The organism is Bacillus sp. 05T21 (genome assembly GCF_056396785.1).
Genome location: NZ_JBFTMD010000003.1, coordinates 249,165 through 272,052, shown reverse-complemented (window position 1 = coordinate 272,052; position 22,888 = coordinate 249,165). Strand labels below are relative to the sequence as shown.

At 35.3% G+C, this 22,888-nt stretch carries 22 protein-coding genes and 1 other annotated feature (1 of these 23 running past the window's edge); of the genes, 12 read left to right on the top strand and 10 right to left on the bottom strand.

Annotated elements, in window-relative coordinates:
* Positions 1 to 154 (bottom strand) — a binding site (T-box leader) (it extends 77 nt beyond the left edge of the window).
* Positions 155 to 388: 234 nt separating this feature from the next.
* Positions 389 to 892, top strand: a complete 504-nt coding sequence (locus AC1DKZ_RS09995; protein ID WP_002084887.1) for a kinase — start codon at positions 389 to 391, stop codon at positions 890 to 892.
* 29 nt (positions 893 to 921) lie between these two features.
* On the opposite strand, the gene AC1DKZ_RS09990 is transcribed toward AC1DKZ_RS09995, so the two are convergent.
* The 3 genes from AC1DKZ_RS09990 to AC1DKZ_RS09980 all read right to left on the bottom strand — a co-directional run bounded on the left by AC1DKZ_RS09990 (position 922) and on the right by AC1DKZ_RS09980 (position 4,229).
* Complete coding sequence (locus AC1DKZ_RS09990; protein ID WP_088039605.1) at positions 922 to 1,596, bottom strand: hypothetical protein; 675 nt, start codon at positions 1,594 to 1,596, stop codon at positions 922 to 924.
* Between the two features lie 500 nt (positions 1,597 to 2,096).
* Entirely contained in the window at positions 2,097 to 3,521 is a 1,425-nt protein-coding gene (entB, locus tag AC1DKZ_RS09985) for a cell wall-binding protein EntB (RefSeq protein WP_476996128.1), read from the bottom strand.
* A 216-nt stretch (positions 3,522 to 3,737) separates the two neighbouring features.
* Positions 3,738 to 4,229, bottom strand: coding sequence for a nitroreductase (locus AC1DKZ_RS09980; RefSeq protein WP_201052382.1), 492 nt, complete (start codon positions 4,227 to 4,229; stop codon positions 3,738 to 3,740).
* 261 nt (positions 4,230 to 4,490) lie between these two features.
* Between AC1DKZ_RS09980 and AC1DKZ_RS09975 the strand changes: the two genes are divergently transcribed.
* The 3 genes from AC1DKZ_RS09975 to AC1DKZ_RS09965 all read left to right on the top strand — a co-directional run bounded on the left by AC1DKZ_RS09975 (position 4,491) and on the right by AC1DKZ_RS09965 (position 6,706).
* On the top strand, positions 4,491 to 4,871 hold the full coding sequence (locus AC1DKZ_RS09975) for a VOC family protein (RefSeq protein ID WP_476996127.1): 381 nt from the start codon (positions 4,491 to 4,493) through the stop codon (positions 4,869 to 4,871).
* 52 nt (positions 4,872 to 4,923) lie between these two features.
* Complete coding sequence (locus tag AC1DKZ_RS09970) at positions 4,924 to 5,409, top strand: GNAT family N-acetyltransferase (protein ID WP_201052384.1); 486 nt, start codon at positions 4,924 to 4,926, stop codon at positions 5,407 to 5,409.
* Between the two features lie 460 nt (positions 5,410 to 5,869).
* Positions 5,870 to 6,706 (top strand): COG4705 family protein, encoded by an 837-nt coding sequence (locus AC1DKZ_RS09965; RefSeq protein ID WP_476996126.1) that lies wholly within the window; start codon positions 5,870 to 5,872, stop codon positions 6,704 to 6,706.
* A 95-nt stretch (positions 6,707 to 6,801) separates the two neighbouring features.
* Here AC1DKZ_RS09965 and AC1DKZ_RS09960 read toward each other — a convergent pair whose 3' ends face one another.
* Together AC1DKZ_RS09960 and AC1DKZ_RS09955 are read right to left on the bottom strand one after the other, a co-directional pair.
* Positions 6,802 to 7,566: a VOC family protein gene (locus AC1DKZ_RS09960; protein WP_201052387.1), complete on the bottom strand. Its 765-nt coding sequence runs from the start codon at positions 7,564 to 7,566 to the stop codon at positions 6,802 to 6,804.
* A gap of 223 nt (positions 7,567 to 7,789) precedes the next feature.
* Positions 7,790 to 8,836 (bottom strand): DUF2332 domain-containing protein, encoded by a 1,047-nt coding sequence (locus AC1DKZ_RS09955; RefSeq protein WP_476996125.1) that lies wholly within the window; start codon positions 8,834 to 8,836, stop codon positions 7,790 to 7,792.
* A 423-nt stretch (positions 8,837 to 9,259) separates the two neighbouring features.
* On the opposite strand from AC1DKZ_RS09955, the gene AC1DKZ_RS09950 reads away from it, so the two are divergent.
* Complete coding sequence (locus tag AC1DKZ_RS09950) at positions 9,260 to 10,762, top strand: malate:quinone oxidoreductase (protein WP_113937557.1); 1,503 nt, start codon at positions 9,260 to 9,262, stop codon at positions 10,760 to 10,762.
* A gap of 63 nt (positions 10,763 to 10,825) precedes the next feature.
* Here AC1DKZ_RS09950 and lsrB read toward each other — a convergent pair whose 3' ends face one another.
* Genes lsrB through AC1DKZ_RS09930 form a run of 4 tightly spaced genes read right to left on the bottom strand, consistent with a single transcriptional unit; the run spans position 10,826 to position 15,319 of the window.
* Positions 10,826 to 11,869 (bottom strand): autoinducer 2 ABC transporter substrate-binding protein LsrB, encoded by a 1,044-nt coding sequence (gene lsrB / locus AC1DKZ_RS09945; protein ID WP_476996124.1) that lies wholly within the window; start codon positions 11,867 to 11,869, stop codon positions 10,826 to 10,828.
* A complete protein-coding gene (locus tag AC1DKZ_RS09940) occupies positions 11,866 to 12,864 on the bottom strand; it encodes an ABC transporter permease (RefSeq protein WP_476996123.1) in 999 nt (332 codons plus the stop codon). Before AC1DKZ_RS09940 ends, lsrB begins: the two co-directional genes overlap by 4 nt.
* Entirely contained in the window at positions 12,861 to 13,829 is a 969-nt protein-coding gene (locus tag AC1DKZ_RS09935; RefSeq protein WP_113735809.1) for an ABC transporter permease subunit, read from the bottom strand. Before AC1DKZ_RS09935 ends, AC1DKZ_RS09940 begins: the two co-directional genes overlap by 4 nt.
* Complete coding sequence (locus AC1DKZ_RS09930) at positions 13,826 to 15,319, bottom strand: sugar ABC transporter ATP-binding protein (RefSeq protein WP_476996122.1); 1,494 nt, start codon at positions 15,317 to 15,319, stop codon at positions 13,826 to 13,828. Before AC1DKZ_RS09930 ends, AC1DKZ_RS09935 begins: the two co-directional genes overlap by 4 nt.
* Positions 15,320 to 15,516: 197 nt before the next feature.
* Here AC1DKZ_RS09930 and AC1DKZ_RS09925 point away from each other — a divergent pair, with 197 nt between their 5' ends.
* The 4 genes from AC1DKZ_RS09925 to lsrF are packed head-to-tail and all read left to right on the top strand — an operon-like array spanning position 15,517 to position 19,188.
* Positions 15,517 to 16,449 carry a sugar-binding transcriptional regulator gene (locus AC1DKZ_RS09925; RefSeq protein ID WP_476996121.1) on the top strand — a complete coding sequence of 311 codons (933 nt, stop codon included), beginning with the start codon at positions 15,517 to 15,519 and terminating at the stop codon, positions 16,447 to 16,449.
* Positions 16,449 to 18,011, top strand: coding sequence for an autoinducer-2 kinase (gene lsrK / locus AC1DKZ_RS09920; protein ID WP_476996120.1), 1,563 nt, complete (start codon positions 16,449 to 16,451; stop codon positions 18,009 to 18,011). The genes AC1DKZ_RS09925 and lsrK overlap by 1 nt, the downstream gene beginning before the upstream one ends.
* 25 nt (positions 18,012 to 18,036) lie before the next feature.
* The gene (locus tag AC1DKZ_RS09915; protein WP_002147097.1) at positions 18,037 to 18,399 is read left to right on the top strand and encodes a cupin domain-containing protein; all 363 of its coding nucleotides are present in this window, start codon (positions 18,037 to 18,039) and stop codon (positions 18,397 to 18,399) included.
* A gap of 6 nt (positions 18,400 to 18,405) precedes the next feature.
* Positions 18,406 to 19,188: a 3-hydroxy-5-phosphonooxypentane-2,4-dione thiolase gene (gene lsrF / locus AC1DKZ_RS09910; RefSeq protein ID WP_242245819.1), complete on the top strand. Its 783-nt coding sequence runs from the start codon at positions 18,406 to 18,408 to the stop codon at positions 19,186 to 19,188.
* A gap of 166 nt (positions 19,189 to 19,354) precedes the next feature.
* Here the strand turns inward: lsrF and AC1DKZ_RS09905 are convergent, their stop codons facing one another.
* Complete coding sequence (locus tag AC1DKZ_RS09905) at positions 19,355 to 20,137, bottom strand: class I SAM-dependent methyltransferase (RefSeq protein WP_002127899.1); 783 nt, start codon at positions 20,135 to 20,137, stop codon at positions 19,355 to 19,357.
* Positions 20,138 to 20,370: 233 nt separating this feature from the next.
* Between AC1DKZ_RS09905 and AC1DKZ_RS09900 the strand changes: the two genes are divergently transcribed.
* The 3 genes from AC1DKZ_RS09900 (at position 20,371) to AC1DKZ_RS09890 (ending at position 22,749) form a co-directional block, all read left to right on the top strand.
* Complete coding sequence (locus AC1DKZ_RS09900) at positions 20,371 to 20,973, top strand: hypothetical protein (protein ID WP_476996119.1); 603 nt, start codon at positions 20,371 to 20,373, stop codon at positions 20,971 to 20,973.
* A 272-nt stretch (positions 20,974 to 21,245) separates the two neighbouring features.
* Positions 21,246 to 22,220 carry a helix-turn-helix transcriptional regulator gene (locus AC1DKZ_RS09895; protein ID WP_476996118.1) on the top strand — a complete coding sequence of 325 codons (975 nt, stop codon included), beginning with the start codon at positions 21,246 to 21,248 and terminating at the stop codon, positions 22,218 to 22,220.
* Positions 22,221 to 22,290: 70 nt separating this feature from the next.
* Positions 22,291 to 22,749 (top strand): SRPBCC domain-containing protein, encoded by a 459-nt coding sequence (locus AC1DKZ_RS09890; protein ID WP_431181859.1) that lies wholly within the window; start codon positions 22,291 to 22,293, stop codon positions 22,747 to 22,749.
* Positions 22,750 to 22,888: the final 139 nt, after the last annotated feature.

Below are 22,888 nucleotides of genomic sequence, written 5' to 3'. Positions count from 1 at the left end.
ACGGTTTTTAACCGGAAACGATTACTAACTTCACATTGAAGGGTTCCACATTTCGCTCAAGGACGGATTCACAAGCGCTTTCTATCGGTTTACACCACCCACCGACTCTCTAAAAGAAAAGATACTTGTTACTATTTCCTTTCATAGCTTTTAAACAATATAAATTTTAATTATCATTACTTTACAATAATTCTGTTTATTTTTCAAGAAAATATTGTATCTTTAAAATAAAGTGTTCCTATAATCAAACCACAAATAAACTGGAGGTTATTTACAATGTCCCATATCACTTTGAAAGCAATAACTTCTATAAACTGGCGAGAAGCGCTTACTAAAACAATTTTCAATGTAACAAAGCAAAAAACTAAAACAATTTGGAGATGAGAATTTGAAGTCAACATTAATTATTCTTCGAGGAAACTCCGCAAGTGGCAAAACAACAATCGCAAAAGAACTGCAAGAGCATTTTGGCCAAGGGACACTACTAGTCTCTCAGGATGTCGTACGTAGAGATATGTTAAAAGTGCACGACACAATGGGTAACTTATCTCATGATTTACTATTTGAAATTACGAAGTATGGAAAAGGAAAATGTGAATTTGTTATTTTAGAAGGTATACTAAACAGTCGTAGATACGGTGATATGTTAAAAGAATTAATACATTATTTTAAAGGAAACGCTTATACATATTATTTTGATTTATCACTTGAAGAAACAATTAGACGGCATAATACGAGAGAAAAAAGACTTGAATTTGGAGAAGATTTATTAAGTAAATGGTATAACCCACACGATACAATTGAGGTTAATAGAGAGACTGTTTTTACAGATGATTTCACGCAAAGAGATATATTCCATGCGATTATTACTGATGTTACGATACAAAAATAAGACTGACTCTTTTTGTCAGTCTTATTTTATTATGTTCCTTGTATTTCAGTTTTCATAACGGAACAATCTTTACATAAGTAATAATATATATTCATCTCACCGAACAGAAAATCAACTACTGAAATAAGTTCCCGTTCTTCAAGATCTTGTGTAATTGTAGCAACATATTTCATCTCTTTCGAACAGGTTGGACATCCTAAATCTTCTGGAACATCATCGTATAGAGGCGCTCCTAACAATCTACATACATATTCCGAACCGAATAAGTCAAAAGCTTCCCAGTAACTATCTTCATCAGTAGGTATATCTTCATTTTTCATATTCGTTAGCTTTACATTAGTTTTTGGTAGATCGACCGGTAGTTTATCCTCATCTTCCATTATCCAATCTTCCGTATTGTCTTGTTTTATTATTTGTACCGTTTTACCACCATTACTTAACTGAAAATATTGTGGCTCCCACACCATCGAACAATTCAAGCAAGAGATGAATGGTAATACAATCAATTCAGCATTTTTAAGTTCAGCAAGTTTCCCATCTTTCAAATCAAAACAAAAAATTTGATGCATTTTCTCACCGCATAACTTACACAATGGTAATTCACAATCTTGACCACCGAAATAATGATTATATGAATCTTTCCCTTCCATTACTCTATATCCTTTTATTCCATCCCAATGTTCGCCATATAATTCCATTGTCATATTCTATCCTCTTCTCACTTATAAAGGTAATCCTCGATACTAATCTTTTAATAACTTTCAGTACATAAAACATTTTTTATTGTTGCTAATCATCATTTTTCTCATTCTTATCAACGTTATCTTTTTGGTATGAATACGATAATAAAATAATAACAATTTACAAGAAGACTGAGTTCTGTATCCATTCTGACACTATAGGGATTTGGAACGTTATAAACCCTAGTATAAGACTAAATAAAACAATTACTATTTTATGAATATTTTTCTCCTATTTATCTAATTGTATTTTAATAGTGATAGAAGAACAATATGGTTGTCAGAAATACAAATAAGGATTATATAATTCAATAGGGTTACTTTTACTGCTCACGGTACTCAGTAGCAAAATTAAGGTTTTACCCTTTTACATATCCTTCAAATTTTTCCAATGAATCGCATTAAGGTAAAAAACAAAAGCCAGTCTCAATAAAGAGAACTGACTTCTATTTGGATAACCATTATTATAAAACTTTTACTTTAACAGTTTGTCTTCCCCAGTTCATAGCTTTACTTTTTGAACCCATTAAAACATCAATACGATTTCCTTTAATAGCACTACCAGTATCACCAGCAATAGCTTCTCCATAACCTTCTACCCATACTTTAGATCCTAATGGGATTACCTTCGGATCTACTGCGATAATTCTCATATTAGGATTTGCCGTTAAATCATGACCCATCGCAGTTAAAACGCGTCCACCATATGTACCATTTTCACTTGGATCAGCAGTATATGCTGTCGCTACTACCGTTAATTCACGTTTAGCAGACTGTGTGTTATTTTTAGATACTTCTTGTGTCTTTGTTGCTTCTTTTGCTTTTGCTATTTCTCGTGCTTTTGCTTCTTCCTTAGCTTTTGCTATTTCTTGCGCTTTTGCTTCTTCCTTAGCTTTTGCTATTTCTTGTGCTTTTGCTTCTTCCTTAGCCTTTGCTATTTCTTGTGCTTTTGCTTCTTCCTTAGCTTTTGCTATTTCTTGTGCTTTTGCTTCTTCCTTAGCCTTTGCTATTTCTTGCGCTTTCGCTTCTTCTTTTTCTATTTCTTTTACTTTTGCTTCTTCTTTAGGCTTTACTATTTCTTCTGCTTTCGTTTCTTCCTTAACTTTTACTCTCTCTGTTACTTTTGCTTCTTCTTTAGGCTTTACTATTTCTTCTGCTTTCGTTTCTTCCTTAACTTTTACTCTCTCTGTTACTTTCGCTTCTTCTTTAGGCTTTGCTATTTCTTCTACTTTCGTTTCTTCCTTAACTTTTACTCTCTCTGTTACTTTCGCTTCTTCTTTAGGCTTTACTATTTCTTCTGCTTTCGTTTCTTTCTGCTCTTTTGTTGTTTCTTTCGCTTTTGCTATTTCTTGTACTTTTGCTTCTTTCTGCGTTTTTACTTCTTCCTTTGCTTTAACTGCTTTTTGTACTTTCGCTACTCGCTTCGTTTTCTCTTCAGCTTTCTTTTCAATTGGTGCTGTACTTGATAGGAAAGAAACATTTGCATAAGCTGTTTTTCCTTTATACTCAAATTGCAGCCATCCATCTTTTACTTGATGTGTTGATTCAATTACATCATCTTGTTTCAGTCTGCCAAGAATTTCTGATTCTGTGTTTGCTTCAGTACGTACATTTAATAGGTTTGCTGTTACATGATAAATATCTTTTGTATACTCCGAACTTACAAACAATTCTTTACCATTTAAATCAATTTTTGACCATCCTTCTTCAGTATGTATGACCTTTAACTTTTGTCCTTCTTTTACTTTTTCGACAACTTTTGATTCCGTAGTTGGCTTTTCACGTACGTTGAGTACATCCGCTGTTACGATAGTTTCTGCGATAGCAGATGTGGTAAAAGCCCCCAATCCAAGAACTGTTGCTGTTGCTGCGCCAATTATTTTTTTCATAATAGCCTCCATTACATTTTTTTGAATTCTATGAAATCCTTCCATTAAATTAGGGAATTCCACAGAGTATCAAAACATTTGTAACAGTATATTAATACCACTTAATATACTGTTTTTAAAACTTCCTACTCCAATATTATCAAATTTTCATTTCTAATTCTATACATTATAAATCTATTTATCTTCTATAAACTCTTCATGACCTTCTACTTCACACTAGATCGTTGTCGCAATTCCTGCCAAGAATAAACTTACAATTGCTAAAAATGGCATTCCAGCTATTGCACCTCTTAAGTGAAACTTATAGTCTTTATATCCTTTCATTCCCTCAGTACTAGGAATAACAACAAATCTTGGAGTAATCCAGCAAAATATAAGCCAATCGATTATTAATAAATCTACTAAATTGAAAATCATTACAATCCCAAAAGTATGTAAATAGGCTTCAATATACAATAATTCCCCATGGTGATGTAGTATATATGTAGAAACTAAAGGCGTTCCGAAGAGAATAATATTGTAAATAATTCCGAAATAAAATGTTTGTTTTTTCTCATTTATCGATTTTGGCAAAACTACTTTTTGAATATCTTTCGGATAATCATTTAACCAAAGGCGAGGATTATAATATGCAGACCCTAATATCATAATAGACAGTATAAAAGACATGGAAATACCGACAATCACCATTTGTTCAAATTGCCCCACAAATGTCCCTCCTTATTTGAAATTTTGACGTACGTAATTCACTTAATTAGACATTGTATGCATGTTATGACTTAAAAATCATCTAATACCATTAATAAAATTTTTTCATTACAATCCGCTTTTTCCTAACGTCCATTCTTATTTCTTGCAATATGCATGCAAATTTAATAAAGTGAACATCTAATTAGTGTTGTTGAATTTCGCTAATTATTACAGAGTACATATTTTCAAATTTACATAAAGATAGGATTGGTGAAACGAATGAAAATCGAACATATAGCACTTTGGGTAAATGATTTAGAATTAATGCGTACTTTCTATACAAAGTACTTTAATGATAAAGCAAACTCTTTATATCATAATGAAGCGAAACACTTTGAATCTTATTTTATTACGTTCGAATCTGGAGCGCGCCTTGAAATTATGCGTAAGAAAGGCATAGAAAACGAGCCTAACCTAAATATCACTGGCTATGCACACATGGCTTTCTCTGTTGGTAGTGAAGAACGTGTAAATGAACTAACAAAAACGTTAAAAGAAGCTGGTTCTCCTTTATTAAATGGACCACGTTTCACTGGAGATGGCTATTACGAAAGTGTAATTAGTGATCCGGAAGGCAATCAAATAGAGATCACTATTTAACTATCGTTTATCTTTTCTGAAGAACTAATAAAAATTCGTTTGGAGGAACCCTATGCATAAACTGCATTTCAAAAAATTTGAAGCAACAGATTTTAGTCCATATTTCCAGCTCGTATCAAATGAAAGAGTGATGGCACAAATTACAGAGCGTGCTATTCCGCTAGAAGAGGCACAAAACGACTATGAAAAATTGTTAAGGCGCAATGAAAAGCATAAACTGTTTGGGTCTTATAAAGTTTATGACAGTGCAACAAATGAATTTATCGGCCTTGGACATGTTACGGTAAATGAGGATAATGTAAAAGAAGCTGAAATTGGGTATATGATTTTGCCAGAGCACTGGGGAAAAAGATATGGTAGTTATATTGCAAGAGAATTAATTGAAATAGCGAAGCAGACAGATGTAAGCGTACTAAAGGCAATTATCGATCCAAACAATATCCCCTCTCGAAAAATTTTACTAAACGTTGGTTTTACATCTGAAAAAGTTTGCGAGATTGATGGATTACCTGGGGAAATTTTAAGTATATATATTTAACTTTATTAAGGCAATGCTGCATTTGAGATACATGTAGTGTTGCCTTTTATTTATTATCTCGATTCCCTGATAGACCCGAAAATCCCATTCTAGGAATAATCCCCCTCACTCATTCATCTACTTATAACGTATAGTCAGTTCTATTTTTATATCCACCTTTCCAAATTACGAATAGCAAGATAGATATTTTATTATGTGACAAGGAGAGAAGACTTAAATGAGTAATCAAAATATTGAACTTACAGGACGTATCGTAACTCCCGGAAATCCAGAATATAATCCTGCCCTTTTAATAATCCAAAATGACAGTTATAGTTTATATTTCTTTTTCTATGCTGGATGTATTTCATTTCTTTTTTCATCTTTTTTTAATGTTCTTTTCATCCTAATTTCATCTGAATCTCATTCTTATTAGTTACACTCAGTTTATACATAAATAACTAGTAAGGAGGAATCATATATGAAAAATTATGAGACGGACCAAAATAAGAATAGAAATAATGTCCCTCTTCCTGATGAAGTCACTTCTGTTTCATCACGAGGTTGGCAAATGCTGAGCAAAGTTCCAGAAGTCACGATTTTCTTCTGGATTATCAAAATCATGGCAACTACAGTGGGCGAAACAGGCGCAGACTTCTTAAATACAAACCTGAACTTTGGCTTGACTAAAACGACCTTTGTTATGAGTGCTCTCTTGCTCATCACACTGTTCTTCCAGTTCAGGTTGAAGAAGTATGTTCCATCGGTTTACTGGCTCACTGTTTTGCTAATTAGTGTTGTTGGCACGCTTGTCACCGACAATCTTACGGACAACTTCGGGGTCGCTTTAGAGACTACAACCATCGTTTTCACCCTTTTGCTACTGGCAACTTTTGCTGCTTGGTATGTGAGTGAGAAGACACTGTCCATTCACTCTATTTACACAACAAAACGTGAAGTATTCTACTGGTTGGCTATCCTATTCACCTTCACATTAGGTACTGCAGCTGGTGATCTCGTAGCAGAAAGTCTCAACTTAGGTTACTGGATTTCAGCGCTCATATTTGCCTCATTAATTGGGGCTGTATCCATTGCTTACTACCGCTTCAAATTAAATGCAGTGTTGGTCTTTTGGATCGCTTATATTTTAACTCGTCCTTTCGGCGCCTCTTTTGGAGATTATTTATCACAGCCTCACAATTCCGGTGGTCTTGGTCTCGGTACCGTGGGAACTAGCGTAATTTTCCTCGCAATAATCTTGAGCTTAGTTATTTATTTGACCAAGACGAAAAAAGACGTGAACCCGAGCGTACATTAATATATATTTTATCTGAACCTTAAAATAGGTGACATGATTTCCTAATCGTTAGTACAAATTTCAAACAAAAGAAAATAAAAGATGAGATACTACTTTTAAACTACCAGTAGTATCTCATCTTTTATTTCTAATAAGCGTTGGGTTTCATTTTCTACATTTCTTTTTTCATTTAATGTTAATTGGATTGATTCTAACTCTCGAATGATTTTTGTAGCTTTTTCTTGTCTATTTAGTGTAACTAAAACATCTATTTGGACCACTTTTGCTTTAAAATATAGTTCATTAGAAACTGAATCGCTTCGTTTATTAAAAACTGATTCTAATAAGTTGCTTGCTGCTAGGAAATCTTCTTTTGAATAGGCATATTTATAAGCTAATTTATAAATTTTTTCAAACTTAGATGAAGTTTTTGTTTGTTTCTTTTCTTCGCTTATTAAAAGTGTTGAATCGCCTAACGGCTCTCCTATAATAAGTGTATTTCCACTTGGATCCGTAATATTACATCTCCGATCTTCTGCTGTAGCATTTAATCTAGAAATACGAGGTATTCCCTTCGTAGGAATTTTGCCATAATATTTTTTAAGATTCGTTTTCAATATGTTATATACATCATCAATGTTTGAAACGACAATGTAGCATCCACCATGTTTTTGCTCTATATCAAAATTCTTATCTCCGAAAAAACTAAGTTCTGTAAATTCATTTTTTACAGATGCAAAACGATACGGTGCTTTTTGATAGTACGTAATTTCAAATCCTAGTGCTGTGTAAAACTCTAGCTGCTCGTCGATTTCATAAAGGCAATCAAAGATCGGTATCGTTCGATTTCTTTTCAACTCGTTTAGCTCTTGATTATTCATACATAATCTCCTTTATTGAGTGGATTAGATTTCAAAGTATACCTACTTTCTAAAGTGATTTCCTATTATTTTTCATGACAATATTGTGAACAAGCTCTTTTGTATTTATTAAAATTTATATACAAATATACTCTTATATATTATTCATCCCTCTTTTTTCAAGATACATTTATAGCAATCTAATCAGTGGAGGTTTTGTTCATGTCCGCTATATAAATTACATTTAACAGAACGACTCATTCCCAAGCTTCCAACTAAACCACCCTCCATGCCCTTCCGTTTCCCCAACCGTTTCACAATATTCGTTTCCGTTAATATAATAATCAATATGAAGGTCCCGGTCCCACATGTTGTTATATAGGTGGAATACATCACGTTTTGCACCAATTTCTTTAATTTGTTTTTCTAGCGTATGTTTTACATTTTCAGGTATTTGATTTGCGACGTGTGTATGGAAAATGCAGATTACAGCATCTTCCCTTATTTGATTCGCAATGGCTGGAAGAAGTGCTACACCGTCCCCTTCAATTAATTGTACTGATTTTTCTTTTACAAGCGTTGCTGCTTGATCGAATAGTTCAAGTCTTTCTTTATGTTCTGGCCAAATAAGCGCGCGTAACCATAAATAATCTTCTTCATCATTTAAATTATTCACATGTAAATCTAGTCCGATTCTTTCCATAACAGGTGGACTTTGTTTTAAAAAGGAGGGCTTCTTCTCCCCTTTTATTTCTGATTGTAAATGAACATTCGATTGTGTATTTCCATACACTTCTTCCATTCCATATGAATAACTATATTGATCCCAAAATAGTTGTAATCCTGAACTTGTACCAATTTCTATTAACGCTAACGGTTTGTTCACTTTATTAAATATGTAACAGAAACTTGGATATAAATAGGCACATCTTCTTACTTCATTCGTTTGAACAAGTTTTGTTTGTAATAAAGAGATAATTTCTTCTTGATATACATGGCAAAAATCTTTAAATTGGTGAAAGGCATTTTCAAAATTTGTATCAGCATTTTCAACTAAACTTTGATAATAGTTTTTTAAACTGTGCTCTTTTCCTTTTAACAATAAATAATGGACTGCACCTAATAATAAGTTTGGGACTGGTTGACCAGGTTGTGCGTAGGAAGCTAACGTAAGAACTTCCTCATCTTCAGAAATTTTTATTGATAAATATTCGTATAAGTCACTAGATCCTTTACATTCATTCACAGAAAAGTTTCGAAATAAGTTTGCGACTTGTTCTTTTGTAAGCATTGGTATCCCTCCTTAATTATTTTCAGAATAATCTTATCATTTATTTGTTATTTTTTTCAAATAAGATGTAATAAAAACAGATTTTTACAAATTCCCAAAGATTAAAACTTAAAAATAAAAGTATTAGTAAGTTTTTTTGAGATAACATCAAACTGGAATTCTTCTCCAAATTCCGCTTTACTACAATGCTTTTTACCCTTATGGCAGAAGAATTCTACAAAATAAAGCGTTAAATAGTTTAAAATTATCAGATAACACTAGATATTTTAGTCTATTAATTATTATAATAGAGTATGAGATGGTTATATAATTGAGACAAAAAAGGTAAATACCTAGGTGGGGCCTAGGCGGTGTTTTCTTTTTACGGCTTAGATATAAAAACACCTACTCTTTTTTGCCAATATAGGGGATGGAGAGATTATCATGAGCAACATGCAGCAAAAAACAGACGTTATCTTAATTGGCGCTGGAATTATGAGCGCAACGTTAGGATCATTACTTAAAGAATTGGCACCTGAATGGGAAATTAAAGTATTTGAAAAACTCACAAATGCCGGAGAAGAAAGTTCTAACGAATGGAATAATGCTGGTACAGGACATTCTGCGCTATGTGAGCTTAACTATACATCCGAAAAATCTGACGGGTCTATAGATATTGGTAAAGCTGTAAAAGTAAATGAGCAATTTCAACTCTCAAGACAATTTTGGGCGTATCTTGTTAAGAAAAACTTAATTCGTAATCCACAAGATTTTATTATGCCACTACCTCATATGAGTTTGGTGCAAGGGGAAAAAAATGTAGAGTTTCTAAAAAACCGTTTTGAAGCGCTTTCAAAAAACGCTTTATTCCAAGGAATGGAATTTTCTGATGCTCCTGACACATTAAAAAAATGGCTTCCACTCATTATGGAAGGCCGTAACTCTAATGAACCAATGGCTGCAACGAAAATTGACTCTGGAACAGATGTTAACTTCGGTGCGTTAACGCGCATGTTATTTGATTACTTAAAAACTAAAAATGTTGAGCTAAACTACAAACATAGTGTTGAAAATATTAAACGCACGAAGAATGGTTTGTGGGAAGTAAAAGTTCACGATATGAATAGTGGCAAAATCGAACATCATACTGCGAAATTCGTCTTTATCGGCGGCGGTGGTGGTAGTCTACCTCTACTTCAAAAGACTGGTATTCCTGAGTCAAAACATATTGGAGGATTCCCAGTAAGTGGACTATTTATGGTATGTAAAAACCCAAAAGTTGTAGAGCAGCATCATGCAAAAGTATACGGAAAAGCTAAAGTTGGTGCTCCGCCAATGTCTGTACCTCACCTTGATACAAGATATATAGACAACAAAAAAGCTTTACTGTTTGGACCATTTGCAGGCTTCTCACCTAAATTTTTAAAAACTGGCTCAAACCTTGATTTAATTGGTTCTGTAAAACCGAATAACGTCTTAACGATGTTAGCAGCCGGTGTAAAAGAAATGGGATTAACAAAATACTTAATCCAACAAGTTATGTTATCACACGAAAAGCGTATGGAAGAATTACGTGAGTTTATTCCGAACGCTAAAAGTGAAGATTGGGATACTGTCGTTGCTGGACAACGTGTGCAAGTAATTAAAGATACTGATGCAGGTGGGAAAGGAACACTTCAATTTGGTACAGAAGTTGTTAGTGCAAATGACGGATCAATCGCTGCGTTACTTGGTGCTTCTCCAGGTGCTTCTACTGCGGTTCACGTTATGCTTGAAGTATTAGAAAAATGCTTCCCAGAACGTATACTAGAATGGGAGCCAAAGATAAAAGAAATGGTCCCTTCTTACGGCGTGTCACTTACGGAAAATCCAAGACTGTTCCAAGAGCTTCACGCTTCAACAGGACGCACACTTGGGTTAAATGAAAAAGAAGCTGTTCACAATTAATGAATAGATTAAAAAAACGACAAAATAAAAACGTCCGATATATTCGGACGTTTTTATTTTCTACTAGAAAGTATACTTATCAATATTATCCTTCGTAAATACAACTCGTTCAGGTAATACGATAATACCATTTCCTTCTGCCTCATAGTCATACCCTTGAATAGAGTTCGGCTCTACTTTCACTTTTCCGATTCCTTTTACTTCAAAGCTATCCCCGACTTTTAACTTCTTCCCTTTTACAACAATTTCATTTGCAACATACGTTGCGAGGGCACCTTGTTGTTTTACGTCCCATAATCCAAATTGTTGTACTGTTCCTCGTTTTACATAATCACGCATAACGTTCGGCGTTGAAAACCCAGTTACGACTACTTTTTTATCCATTTTTAAGTTCTCAGCCGCTTGCGCCATTGCTGGGAGTGCTGTTGCATCTGGACAAATAACTGCGTTAATATCTGGATACGTTTTTAATATATTCTCCCCTACTGACAAAGACTTTTGTGCATTATTTTCACCGTACTGCGTCGTTACAATTTCCCAGTTCGGATATTTCTTTTTAATAATTTCTTTCGCTTTCGTTACCCATTGGTTTTGATCTGTTACTGTTGGGCTAGAATAAAAGAATGCTACTTTCCCTTTATCTCCAATTTGCTTGGAAGTCATTTCAATTAATAAGTTTGCAAGTTGGTCTGGTGTACCTTGGCTAATATAAAACGAACGGTCTTTCGGATTCACATCAGAATCCCACGTTAATACGGTCATCCCCTTTTTCTTTGCACGTTGTAATGATTGCGAGAGACCATCAACTGACGTAGATGAAACCATAATTGCATCGTAGTTTTGATTAATAAAATTGTTTATATATTTTACTTGCCCTGATACGCTCGCTTCAGAAGGTCCATCATATTTCACTTGTACACCTAACTTATCTCCCATCTCTTTTGCACCTTCACCGCCTGATGTAAAGAAGCCAACTCCCGTTAATTTCGGAATGAATGYAAATTTCACATCATCTGCTTTTTTCTTATCCGCTGTTTGGCTAGAACAAGCAATTAAACCGATTAAACAAATACACATAATAATAACAATCCCCAGTTTTCTCTTCATGACATTTCCCCCTTATGCAAATTCCTTCTTTTCCCCGTAGTGAATCGTTGTAATTTGAAATGTCTCATAATAACAGAAACAATAAGGATAATACCTATTACTACATTAGATTGTTCATTCGTTAATCCCGTCATTTGCAAACCGTACTGCATAAGTCCTATAAAAATACTCGCTAGTACTGTCCCAATAATACTCCCTTTTCCGCCTGTAATAAGTGTGCCGCCTAATACAACTGCCGTAATTACTGGCAAAATCGTTTCACTTCCAATATCTGCACGAGCTGAACCGAAATACGCTGTTAAGAAAGCTCCTCCTAATCCACCTCCTAACCCAGAAAGTACGTAAGCAATAATCACTACTTTCTTCGTTCGAATGCCGGAATATCTCGCCGTACTTTCATTTGCGCCAGTTAATTTTGCGTGGCGACCATATGTTGTACGGTGAAACAATATCGTAAATACTATCGTTAAAATGACAAGGAGCCATAATAGATTAGGTATACCGATAAAACTACCATTTGCCATTTGCACATACGAATCTGGTAAACCACTTATTCCTTCATAGCCCGCTGCACCCGAACCACCTGAAATAACAAGGGCGATTCCTGCATATAAAAACATCGTTCCAAGTGTAACGACAAGAGGTTCTACATCTGTCATTTTTATAATAAGTCCATTTAATCCGCCCGCTATGCAACTTATTACGAGCGCAATGATAACGGCCAACAGTATAGGCATGCCATTCATCCAAAGTGCTCCGATAAGAATCGAAGTAAGCCCCATAATAGATCCTACTGATACATCAATTCCACCAGTTACAATGACAAATGTCATCGGAATAGCCGCGATTGAAATAATGAGGAAATCGTTCATACTAAAAAGGAGGTTACTAATGTTTAAGAAATCACTATTTATGAAACTAAAGAGAATGAGTTCTACGAGAAGCAATATGAGAAGAACCCCTTCCCATCTATACAAGCTACGTATTCCCCTCATAGATTCACCCTTCTTTCTTCTAGTTGCCGGAGTTTCTTCCATTTTTTTAAGACACTATCTAATATGATGATGAGTAAAAGTAAAAATCCTGAAATAGCACTATTCCAAAATGCAGGTATTTTTAAAAAGACGAGTGAACTGCTTATCACTTCTAAAAAAAATGCACCTAATGCCGCTCCAAATATAGAACCTGTTCCTCCTTTTAAATGTATACCACCTAAAACAGCAGCGGCGATAACTTGCAATTCTATCCCTGTACCTGTTTGATTTGGAACGAATCCAATATTCATTACGAATATACATCCAGCGAGCCCAGCGCTTATGCCTGATATGATAAACGCGTATATTTTCACTTTATCTACATGTATTCCAATAAGCCTTGCACCATCTTCATTATCACCGACCGCATAAAAATATCTTCCAATTTGTACTTTCATTAAAAAGAAATATAGTAGTAGTAATATGATAAGAACGGTCCATACCGTTACCGGAATGCCTAACATCATAATAGAAGAAATTTGTTTATACTCATTCGGAATATCTTCAATCCACTTTCCGCCCGTGAATAGTAACATTGCACCTCTAATAATACCGAGCATTCCTAATGTCATAATGATAGCTGGCACTCGAAATTTCGTAACGCCAATTCCGTTTACCATACCAATAAGAGCACCAAGTATAATTGCCGCAAATATTGAAATAAAGGCACTGTATCCATCTGTTAACAACATCCCGCAAACCGCAGCGCTTAATCCCATAATAGATCCTACTGATACATCTATATTTTTCGTAAACAATACGAAAGATTGACCAATTGCCAAAATAACTAAAATAACGCTTGATTTCATAATTAAAGATAAAGAGCTAAACTGAACAAAACTAGGATTCATCACTCCAACGAAGGCTATGTAAAGAAGTAATAAAATAATAATAGACGTCTCATGCATTTTAAATAAACGGTTCACTCCGTTACACCTCCCTTTCCTCCGTACGCAAGGCGTGTAACTTCATCTATACTAATTTCCTTCTTCTCTAAATGAGAAACAAATGCCCCGTTTCTCATGACATATACACGATTTGCTAATTGAACAATTTCTTCTATATCTGAAGAAATTAATATGAGCGCAAGTCCCTCTCTCTTCAAACTTTGTATCGTTTCGTATACTTCTAGTCTTGCTTTCGCATCAATACCGCGGGTCGGTTCATCAAGGATAATCACTTTCGGATTACATGCAAGATATTTCGCTAGCACGACCTTCTGTTGGTTCCCACCTGATAAAGACGTCATTTTCTCATTCATATGAGGGACAACAATTCTAAACTGTTTTATATACAACTTAGATAAAGCGCTTTCTTTTTTGCTATTTAAAAAGAAGCTACTCATACTGTTTAAAGATGCAGATGTTATATTTTCTTTAACAGACGCAATTGAAAAAATTCCATTCCCTGCTCGATCCTCCGGTACATACACCATACCTTCCTTTATTCGCTTATGTACCGAATACTTTGTAATGGATTTCCCATCTAATAAAACAGAACCTGATTTCAAAGGCTTTAATCCACATAACGATTCAGCTAGTTCAGTCCTACCTGATCCAACGATCCCAGCAATCCCAACAACTTCTCCAGCGTGTACAGTAAATGATACATTTTGAAACGCATAGCTTGACGCATTCGTGACATCTAATAGTTTTTCCGAATGCTCTGTTTCCTCTTGTATGATCTCTTTTTTCTCCTCAAATTTATATCCTTTCGGTAATAACCCCTCCATTAGCATGTCATATGTATACCTTGATACATCACCTTGATTTACAATCATTCCGTCACGTAAAATTGCTACTTTATTCGCAATTTCAAAGATTTCTGGAAAACGATGCGTAATATAAATCATGCCAATTCCTTTTTCTCTTAAACTTTTCATCAACACAAAAAGACTCTTAATTTCGTGAGTTGTTAAAGTCGATGTTGGCTCATCTAAAATAAGAATCTCAGCTTCTCTTATTAATCCCCTCAATATTTCTACTAATTGTTGCTGGGCGATGGATAACGATACCCCTAGCTCACGAAGTTGAATGTTCCACCCTAAGTCTTCTAGCAACTTTTTAATTTTATTTCGAAGCTCTTTCTTTTTCGCTTTCATTCCGATACAAATGTTCTCTTCAATTGTCATATGAGGAAAGATGAGCGGCTCTTGTGGTATTAAGTAAATACCATGTTGATGCGCCTCTGCTGTGTTTGAAAACTTTTGTATTTCCCCCTTCACATACATTTTGCCAGCATCGTATGAATACAAGCCCGTTAATATTTTCATTAACGTTGATTTCCCGGCACCATTTCCTCCAACTAAAGCGTATATATCTCCACGCTCTAATTGTAAATTGACTTCTTTTAATACGAGTTGATCTGCAAATGATTTACTCATCTTTGTAACTTGTAATAAGGGCACGCTCTCCACATGTTGTCACCTGCCTTTATGCAGAACATTTTTTGAGAAAATGATTTTTTGTTCTACTTGTTTTGTAGCATTGTATATTTCTTTTTTCATATCTAGAACACTTTTTTCACTGGGCTATTTATCGCTTCAACTGGAATAAACAAAATAACGAGCACATATGTTTAAGCAGTGGTCAATTGTTGAAAGGGATGAAGAGCATGTCACAGCTGAGCTTTGAAGACAATTTGTTAACAAAAGTAGCTTGGTACTATTATAAAGATCAATTAACCCAGCAAGAAATTGCTTCACTTCTTCACATTTCAAGAAATAAAGTCGTTCGGTTGTTAGATAAAGCACGGACGGAAGGTGTCGTCACATTTCACATAAAAGGTACTGGTTTACACTGTTTAAGCATCGAACGTGACCTTATAAAAAAATTCCATCTAAAAGATGCTTTCGTTATTCCAACGCCAACTGAGGATTATGCATTTTCACTCGGAAAAGCTGCCGCACAATATTTAGAAACTCAATTGCAACAAGGTGATTTACTTGGGATTGGCTGGGGAGAGACAATAAGTAAAATGCTAGAAAACATTCATTTTGATAGCTCTATGAGTCTTTCAATCGTTACTCTTACAGGCGGTGTTAACCACTATATTCCGAGGAAACAAAACTATTTGAACTACATGCAAGGAGATCTTCACATTATCCCTACCCCTTTTCTAGCATCCACAACCCAAATGGCACAAAGTATTCTATCAGAACCGAGCGTGAAAGATATGCTTCACGTCGCTTCACTTGCTCATACAGCAGTAGTCGGCATTGGAGGTTTATCTCAAGATGCCACAATTGTAAAAGAAGAAAAATTAACACTACGTGAAATGACTTATATACGTAGTCAACACGGGGCTGGAGATATTTTAGGGCAATTTTATAATACTAACGGAAAACAATTAGAACTTCCCCATCATAACCGTCTTATCGGCACACCACTCTCTGTTCTTCAAAATATGAAACATGTCGTTGGTGTAGCTGGCGGTACGGAAAAGATAGCTGCAATTTACGGCGCCTTAAAAGGAAAGTTCATTCATACATTAATTACCGATGAAGAAACTGCTCTCTCCTTATTAAGAAAGGAAGGTGACTCTTAATGTCTACTCTATTAGCTTACGATGCTGGTACAGGAAGTATTCGAGCAGTCCTTTTTGATTTACAAGGAAATCAGCTTGCAGTCAGTCAAAAAGAATGGATTCATAAATCCGATAGTCGTTATCCCGGTTCTATGAATTTTGATGTAAAAGAAAATTGGCAGCTCGTCCAAGAATGTACAAAGGATATGCTGCAAAAAAGTAATACGTCCCCCTATTCTATTAAAGGCATAAGTGCAACGAGCATGCGCGAAGGCTTTGTTTTATACGATAAAAACGGGCAAGAAATATGGGCTTGTGCAAATGTTGATGGCCGCGCATCAGCGGAAGTTAGTGAACTAAAACAAATACGTTCCGAAATTGAAGAAGATTTATATAGAAAATCCGGTCAAACTTTTTCGTTAGGTGCTTTACCTCGCTTACTTTGGATTAAAAAACATGAACCAGACGTGTACAAAAACATTCATTCCTTTACGATGTTAAACGATTGGATTTTATATAAATTGTGCGGCGTACTGCAAATTGATTCTTCAAATGGATGTACGTCCGGTATATTCGATTTACAAAATAGAGCTTGGGATAACTCCATCGCTGAGCAATGCGGTCTTACTCTAGCCTTTTCTCCAAAAGTAAATGAAGCTGGTACAACTATTGGGAATGTCACAAAACGAAGTGCTGAATTAACAGGATTACATGAAGGAACTCCTGTCGTTGCTGGCGGCGGAGATGCACAAATGGCATCACTCGGAACTGGAGTTGTTAAGCAAAATCAAACATTAATATGCGGGGGTAGCTTTTGGCAGCAAGAAGTTAACATTACTGAACCAATAACGGATCCGCATGCTGCGATTCGCGTAAATTGCCATGTCGTTCCTAAACTTTGGCAATATGAAACGATCGCCTTTTTCCCAGGCCTCGTTATGCGCTGGTTTCGAGATGCTTTTTGCCAAGAAGAAAAGAAACTCGCTGAAAAACTCGGTGTAGATGCATATGAATTGTTAGAAGAACAAGCGAAAGACGTACCTGTCGGCTCACATGGCATTATCCCTACTTTCTCAAACGTCATGAACTATATCTCTTGGCGTCATGCCGCACCTTCTTTTTTAAATTTAAGCTTAGATGCTGACAAATGTGGGAAGAAAGAAATGTTCCGCGCTATTGAAGAAAATGCCGCCTTCGTTACACTTGGAAACTTAAAACGAATTGAAAATCTCACAGGTACATTCCCTTCTGAAGTTGTTTTTGCTGGCGGTGGTGCTAAAGGAAAACTATGGCCTCAAATTCTATCAGACGTACTCGGCATTCCTGTAAAAGTACCCGTTGTGAAAGAAGCAGCTGCTTTAGGAACTGCAATTGCTGCTGGTGTTGGCGCTGGAATATATTCATCTATGGCAGAGACTGCCAAACAGTTTGTACAGTGGGAAAACACATTCGAGCCAGTCACTGAAAATCATGAACTCTATAAGGAGTTCTATGAAACATGGAAAACCGTATATGACAGTCAGCTCGCTTTAGCCGATAAAGGGCTCACCTCACATATGTGGATTGCGCCAGGTGCGCTGTAACACATTACATAAAGGAGTGATTTCTATGCTTAAAGTGAATGAAGATGATTTCACCTATCGCTTCGGTGATAACGGGCCTAAATATTTAATACAAGGTCCAAATATCGATCTTGGCCTAGTCGTTATTCAGCCTGGACAAGAGTTTCAAAATCACTATCATACAACGTGCGAAGAAGTCTTCTATGCGTTAGAAGGCGAAATAGATTTCTATGTAAATAACGAAAGAATTCCAATAAAACAAGGAGATGTCTTGCAAGTTCGCCCTCATGAATCTCACTATCTTATTAACCATTCCGATAAGCCTTTTAAAGCTGTTTTTATAAAGTCACCACATTTACCAAATAAAGATACAGTGCAAACTGAAAATCCAACATTAACGAAGGAGTGATTTCGAATGACTTGGGGATTTAAAAATCGATTAAACACAATTTTACCTGATGGCAGAGCGGTTATGCTAGCGATAGATCACGGTTACTTTTTAGGACCAATTCACGGACTTGAACAACCGTTAGAAACAGTTAAAAACTTACTTCCATATACAGACTCCCTCTTTTTAACACGAGGTGTACTCAGCTCCTGTATACCTGAAAATTGCAGCACACCAATGGTTATGCGTGTATCAGGTGGGGCAACTGTAGTCGGTAAAGATTTAGCGAATGAAACAATTGTTACACCTGTGAAAGAAGCAGTAAAACAAAACGCAATTGGCGTCGGCGTTTCTGTCTTTGTTGGATCAGACTATGAAACACAAACTGTTTCAAATCTCGCAAACGTAGTCTCTGAAGCTCACGATTACGGCCTGCCAGTACTCGGTATTACCGCCGTTGCGAAAGAACTACAAAAACGTGAAGCTCGCTTTTTGGCACTCGCCTCCCGCGTATGTGCTGAAATGGGAGCTGACATTATTAAAACTTACTACTGCGAAGGATTCGAAAAAATCACGAGCACATGCCCTGCTCCAGTCGTAATCGCGGGCGGCCCAAAACTAGATTCAATCGAAGACGCATTAAACATTACTTACAATGCGCTGCAAGAAGGTGCAATTGGAGTAGACATGGGCCGAAACATATGGCAATCCGAACATCCAGCTGCGATGATTCAAGCAATTCATGGCATTGTGAAAAATAGATTGAATGTGAAAGAGGCGCTGGAACTATATAATGATGTGAAAAATTAAGGTGAAAAGATGGACCATTTATTATAACGGGTTCAGTTAAGAGGAGTAAAACTTGTTTTGACACTCAAACTACACAAGGAAAAGGATGGCACTTGCCATCCTTTTTGACATATATTGAACTTTTATTGTTTTCAAGTTTCCTTCTTCGACTAACGAGCCAAAAATTTTAATCAACCTTTAACTTTATAGCTTTTGTAGCAATAAAAGTTTTAATATGCTTATCTAATATCCTTGTTCCACCAAAATCATCCTCGTAAAAACCCGTTATAACAAAACCAGCTTCAACTTGACCTTGGATTTGATCTTCTAGAGTATGTGCGTATTCTATTGTTTGATTTAAATTTATATAATCTTGAACTTCATCCTCTGGTAAATAATCCAATGTTGATGAAGGTATTGAATGTTTAACATCCAAAATACCTTTTTGTTCTTGGTTGTCATCAAAAATCCATAGTAAAGGATTTGTAAATCCAGAAATAAGAATACCTTTATTCTTTAAAACCCTTGAAATCTCATTCCATACAAGATGAACATCTTTTACAAACAAATTAGAAACAGGATTTACGACAATATCAAAATATTCATCTTCAAAATCACTAAGGTCTGACATATCTCCTTGTACTGTTTTTAAAGTTAATCCATCCCGTTCCGCTACCATTTCATCTTGTTCCAATTGCTTCTTAGATATATCAGTAACTGTTACATCTGCTCCAGCAGCAGCCAGTACCGGTGCTTGTTGCCCTCCACCTGATGCTAAACAAAGTATCTTTAATCCCTCTAATGACTTTGGAAACCAATCTCTAGGAACTGATTTTTCTGTGGTGACTGTGATTTCCCATTCACCTGATTTACTTTTTTCAATAACCTCACTACTTACAGGTTGAGTGTATCTAGAACCTTCTTCAACCTTCTTATCCCATGCATTACTGTTTTGTTGTGTAGTATCCATTATAATGATTCCTCCTAACTATCTAGTTGCATTTTAATTGTGACATTATTAACTATTTACACCCTTTTTCTATTAACCTGCCGATAGTTAATAAATGGTTTTCTATATTTATTTTAACAAATAAACATCCTATTTTTCGAAATATTTAAATTAATTGATTATATTGCAAAAAACGAAAATTGTTTCAGTTATAATAAAATATGAAAACAAAATAAAGGAAAAGAGGATTGATTATGCAACGAATGCCTTTTGAACGCCCTACTGATCATTATGATGAACACTTATCTTCTATTGATGAAAAAATTTGCTCTTTATTAAAAGAACGGAAAGAACTTTCGAATGGGAATCCAGGTTTCCCACCAGATGAAGCCATTTCTAATTGGGCAAAGCAGAACGGATTATATCCCGATTATTTAAATTCATTATTCTCATCTATGATGGACGAAGATGAGTTTAAACCTCGCGTCGAACCGACTAAGTTTAAAAAACATATACCCGTTTTAAAAACTTATGAACATAAAGAAAATGTGTATACTGTAACCTTTATTCGTCAATATTCTAACGCTAGTGTAATTAATTTATATAAGGAATGGGATCCAAAAAACAATACACTTAATGAGAATCATACACATAGCCTTGTTGAATTATCTATAAATACTACATACGATTGCTGGACAGAAGGCTGGACTGGAACAGATGGACATGTGAGCTACCAATTTGTAGTTTCCCCTACTCTTCCTGATAATTTGTCTGGAATAAGCTTACGATTTAAAGAGGAAAGTATGCCATTTATGAAAGATCAAGCTATGCTTGAGTTTGAAATTCGATTAGATTAATAAATAAATGAGCTGTCTCATAAGTCGGATTTCTGACTAAAAGATGCGTTATTTTATCCCTTTTAATCTATTTATCTAAAAGCGTGTATTTATAGTGAAAAATGAAAAGAAGATCGGAACTGAAAGGCTGATTAAGGAACTATTGGGTAGTAATAAAGTTACTCTACTACAGGGCCAGATTGTGTAATTGGAATATGATTAATAGAGAAGCAGAATGTTTTATACTAATGTAGAATGCTTATCTTGAATTTTTGCGAAAGGAATGTCTATATATGTCTAAAATGGTTAACATGCTTTCTATTTTATGGCTCCTCAAAACGAGAAAACAATTGACTGCTAAGGAATTAGCAGAGGAATTAGAAATCAGTATTCGTACGGTGTACCGCTATATTGATGCTCTGTGTGCAAGTGGAGTACCAATTATTTCAGATGCAGGGCATAATGGTGGGTACAGTTTACTGAATGAGTTTACAAAGGCACCCTTGTTTTTTAATTTGGATGAGCAGAAAGCGCTTGTCCATGCTGCAAAATTTGCAATAGATGCAGGGTATCCCTTTAGTGAAGCACTAGATACATCAATTTTTAAATTAAAAATGTATACAAATGAGGAACAATTGAATCATATCAATCGTCATTTAAGAGGGTTTGAAGTCATCCATCCTACTATCGAACCCTCTTTGAAATCTATTCTTCAAGATTTAGAAATTTCTGTTGCCGAAAGTTATAGGTTATTTATTGTTTATCGTAAGGGTGGAGAAATCGAACCTCAATCACGTCATATTGATCCTTATGGTCTTGTTTATTGGAAAGGCAAGTGGTACACAGTAGCTTATTGCCATCTGCGTAAAGAAATTCGAAGTTTTCGAATCGATCGTATTCAATCATTATCCAGAACAGATAAAAAATTTGATCGGCCCTTGGAATTTTCAGCGCGTTCTTTCTTTCTAAAAGACATTTTACCTGATTCAAACCAACTTAAAGAACTCATTTCTGTCCGTATCCAAGGCATGTCACATGCGCTTGATGATTTATGTCAGCATTGGTTATTTAACCATGCTTTAATAGAACGAAAAAACAATCAAGCCCTTTTTAAGGTTGATATAGAGTCTATTCATACTTTTGTACCTTACCTCCTTCTCCCTTATGGTAAATCTATTAGCATTCTGGAACCAACTTTATTACAAGAAAGATTGGCAACTATCAGCTTTGAATTATTCAATCATTATAAAAACCCTTCACTTCACTGACCGTAATTGTCAGTGAAGTTTTTTTATAATGTACATGTAGCGAATTAAATTTTTAGGAGGCATAAAAATCATGAAGAATTTGATGTATGAATTTTATATTGCAGGCTCACCAGAGGTAGTTTGGAAGGCATTGATTTCTCCCGAGGGTACAAAACAAATTTATTATGGGTCCATCATTCGATCTACATTTCAAGTGGGCGATCTCTTGGAATATGTAGGTCCTGGATTAGATGGAAATGAAACGGTGCATGTATACGGAAACGTATTGGAATATGAACCAAATCAGTTACTTCGATTTACTCACTATCCTGGAAAGTCTTATATGAAAGATGATCGTGCATTTGAGTCAAGAATTTCTTATATTCTAAAGCCTATTGGATCATGCACGAAATTAATACTCATTCATGACCAATGGAAAGAAGATGATCCTTATTATGAGAACAGCAACAAGGCCTGGTGGATGATATTAAATAATACAAAGACTTTAGTAGAAACAGGAAGTACACTAGACTTTGGTGAAATCTCATAGGTCCATCATAAATGATTTAACAGAAAGAAAATATTGGATTTCAGCTCCTGAACGAATTTGTATTTTAAGAATTATGTTTTTTGGCCTAGCTCACTGATTGTGAAGTAAACAACTTAAATGTGACTTAAAAAACTTAACC